The organism is Nonomuraea sp. KM88 (assembly GCF_052245635.1).
Taxonomy (GTDB): Bacteria; Actinomycetota; Actinomycetes; order Streptosporangiales; family Streptosporangiaceae; genus Nonomuraea.
Map to the genome: position 1 here is coordinate 1 of NZ_JBQQCC010000054.1, position 3,377 is coordinate 3,377.

At 69.7% G+C, this 3,377-nt stretch carries 4 protein-coding genes; all 4 read left to right on the forward strand.

The features are described 5' to 3' along the window. The first annotated feature begins 83 nt into the window (after nucleotides 1-83). A complete protein-coding gene (locus tag ACTWPV_RS49540; RefSeq protein ID WP_443157203.1) occupies nucleotides 84-395 on the forward strand; it encodes a hypothetical protein in 312 nt (103 codons plus the stop codon). A gap of 90 nt (nucleotides 396-485) precedes the next feature. Beyond that, nucleotides 486-1,910, forward strand: a complete 1,425-nt coding sequence (locus ACTWPV_RS49545) for an FtsK/SpoIIIE domain-containing protein (RefSeq protein ID WP_443157204.1) — start codon at nucleotides 486-488, stop codon at nucleotides 1,908-1,910. Next, nucleotides 1,907-2,062: a hypothetical protein gene (locus ACTWPV_RS49550; protein ID WP_443157205.1), complete on the forward strand. Its 156-nt coding sequence runs from the start codon at nucleotides 1,907-1,909 to the stop codon at nucleotides 2,060-2,062. The genes ACTWPV_RS49545 and ACTWPV_RS49550 overlap by 4 nt, the downstream gene beginning before the upstream one ends. Then, nucleotides 2,059-3,377 (forward strand): replication initiator (locus tag ACTWPV_RS49555; protein WP_443157206.1); only part of this gene is annotated, 1,319 nt, incomplete at its 3' end. The genes ACTWPV_RS49550 and ACTWPV_RS49555, both read left to right, overlap by 4 nt.

Consider the following 3,377-nt stretch of genomic DNA (forward strand, 5'->3'; position numbering starts at 1 on the left):
CAGCTCGCCCGCGAGGCATCCCGCTTCGCCCGCTCGGTGGAGCGCAGCCTTCACGGCCTGCCCGACGGCACGGGGGTCGCGGCATGACCCTCGGCCCGTACACCTACCTCACCCTGTCCATGCGACCCGACGCCGAGCCGCACGTCGCGATCTCCTTCCACACACCGCGCCTGAAGGTCCGCGCCGGACTGCTGCTCAGCAGCCCGCGCCCGTACCTGGAGTTCAACACGCACGAGGCCGACGTGCACATCTCCACCACCGGGGCCGGACCCGTCACCGACACCGACCTGAACGTCGCCCGCGACATCTTCACCGCCGCCGCTCGCTACCTGGCCGACTGCGAGCAACTGCACGCCGAACAGGCCGACAAGGACGCCACCGACACGGCGGCCTGACAGCAGGCGGGGCCGCCAGAAGCGGCAACTTCCGGCGGCCCCCTCTCACATTCTCCCCTGACTTGCTCCATCACGGAAGGTTCCCAGCTTATGTTCAAGCGGCTGCCTGGCGACGAGGCGCGCAACCTCGTCTCCACCACGCCCGACACGGCCGTCGTCTTCCGCCCGGCCGTCGTCACCACACCCGCCATCATCACCATCGTCATCCTCGCCTGGCGCATGCTCGCCGGGCTCGTCCGCACCGTCTGGCGTCACCCCATCGCCACCGCCATCCCGGCCATCCCTGGGGCTGTCTGGTACGTCTACGGCTGGCCTCCGGCGGCCTGCCTGGTCGGCATCGTCGTCCTGGGCCTCCTCGCGTGGGCGTTCATCGACCGGGCGTCCTTCGCCCACCTGGTCGGCTACCGGCTGCTGGCCTGGTGGCGACTGATCTGGGTCTACCGCCGTCACTGGCAACCCGTCATGATCGTCTCCGGGCTCGGCCGTCACCTCCGGGGCCGCGACTACCTGCCCCGGCTCGGCAAGGTCACCTGCACCTCCTGGGCCGACCAGGTCACCGTCCGCATGCTCAAAGGCCAAGCGGTCAAAGACTGGGCTGACCGCACTGACCACCTGGCCCACGGCTTCGGCGCACCGTCGTGCCGGGTCGCGCTGTCCCAGGCCGGTCGGCCCACCCTGACCTTCCCGCGCAACGATCCCCTCTCCGACCCACTGCCAGCACTTCCCGTGCCAGAAGAGCCGACCGTGGGTCCGGTGGAGATCGGCAGGTGCGAGGACGGGCGGCCATGGCGGCTCAAGGTCCACGGCACACACGTCCTCGTCGCGGGCGCGACCGGAGCCGGCAAAGGATCGATCATCTGGTCCGTCATCCGCTCCCTGCTCCCCGCCGCCAGAGCGGGCCTGGTCGAGTTGTGGGCGCTCGATCCCAAACTGATGGAGCTGTCCTACGGCCGCGACCTTTTCGGCCCCCGGTACGCGGCCACGCCCAAAGAGTGCGCCGACCTGCTGGACGAAGCCGTCTGCGTCATGCAGAAACGGGCGGCCCGGTTCGCCGGTCTCCAGCGCTCCCACACCCCCACCGTCGATGACCCGTTCGTTCTGGTCGTGGTGGATGAGGTGGCGTTCTTGACCGCCTACCAGTCCGACCGGCAACTCCGGCAACGCATCTCCGCCGCGCTGGCCACGCTCACCACCCAGGGCCGCGCGGTCGGCGTCGGCGTCCTGGCCGCCCTCCAGGACCCGCGCAAAGAGGTCATGAACATCCGCAACCTGTTCCCCGACAAGATCGCCCTCCGCCTCGACGAGTCCGAACAGGTGGACATGGTCCTCGGCGACGGCGCACGCGACCGGGGAGCCCTCGCTGACCACATCTCGCCGGTGCCGGAGCTGGGCGCGGGCGTCGGCTACGTCCGGCTGGAAGCCAGCCCCGAACCCATCCGGGTCCGCGCCGCCTACGTCTCCGATGACGACATCCGCGCCATGGCCGCCACCTTCACCGGAGGTGAAGAGCGATGACGCTCGTCCACGTCCTGGAGGGCCTGCGCTGCTCCGTCTGCCACGCCCTGAACGCTCTGCGGCTCGACCCGGCCCGCGCCCTGGTCGAATGCCGCGAGTGCGGCCAGAGCGCGCTCATCCTCACCGACTCCGACGAAGGGAGGTCCGCATGACCCATCCGCACGACCGTGCTCTCCCCCGGGCCGTCCGCCAAGCCATGCCGATGGCCCGCGACGTACTCGAAGAGGTCGCCAAGCAGCACGGCGTCTGCATCCGGCCCGTCCCGCTGCGGCGGCTCGACACCATCACCGGCAAGTTCGAGGTCATCGACGTACCGTGCGGGGCCGTCCTCGACAGCAAGTGCCCGCCCTGTGCTAAGCGCAACCGGCAGCTCCGCATGGCCCAATGCCGCGAGGGCTGGCACCTCGACACCGAACCCGCCATCACACCCGACGAGCCGGACGAGGAACAGCGCTGGCTGGTGGAGTTCCGCGCCGACATGCAAGCCAGACGGGATGCCGCCGAACAGGCCGGCGACGACACCACCGACCTGGACGCCGTCCTGTCCGGCCTCGATGGCGAGATCAACAACGCTGGCATGCGGGGCAGCGTCACCGGATCCGCGGTGCCCAAGCGCACCCGATCGACCCGGCGACGGCAGGACGCACCCAACCTGCCCAAGCGCAAGATGACCAACACCACCCTCGGCCGCACCTTCACCAGCGCCGACGGCAAGACCTACCGGCCGTCCCTGTTCGTCACGCTCACCCTGCCCAGCTACGGCAAGGTCCGCGACGGCGTCCCCATCGATCCCGACACCTACGACTACCGGCGCGCCGCTCGCGACGCACTGCACTTCTCCAAGCTCGTAGACCGCTTCGTACAGAACCTACGCCGGGTCGCGGGCTATGACGTCCAGTACTTCGCCGCCGTCGAACCACAGAAGCGGCTGGCCCCGCACCTGCACATGGCCATCCGGGGCACCCTGCCCCGCGCGGAGATCAAGCAGATAGCCGCAGCCACCTACCACCAAGTGTGGTGGCCACAGGCCGACGAAGTGCGCTTCGACGGCGAACACCTGCCCGTCTGGAACGAAGAGGCCGGCTACCTCGACCCGGCCACCGGCGAAGTCCTGCCCACCTGGGACGAAGCCCTCGACGCCCTGGACGAGGACGCCGAACCCCTCCACGTGCTGCGCTTCGGCGAACAAGTCGACGTGCAAGGCGTCCTCGCCGGAACCCCGGACGCCGACCAGTGCATCCGCTACCTGTCCAAGTACCTGACCAAGTCCATCGGCGACACCCTCGACGGCGGCCAGGCCCAGCACGAGCACGCCGCCCGCATGCTCGACGCCCTCCGCTACGAGCCCTGCTCCCCCACCTGCCCGAACTGGCTGCGCTACGGCATCCAGCCCAAGAACGCCAAACCCGGGATGGCTCCCGGCCGGTGCCGCTCCAAGGCGCACAAGCCCGAACACCTCGGCTACGC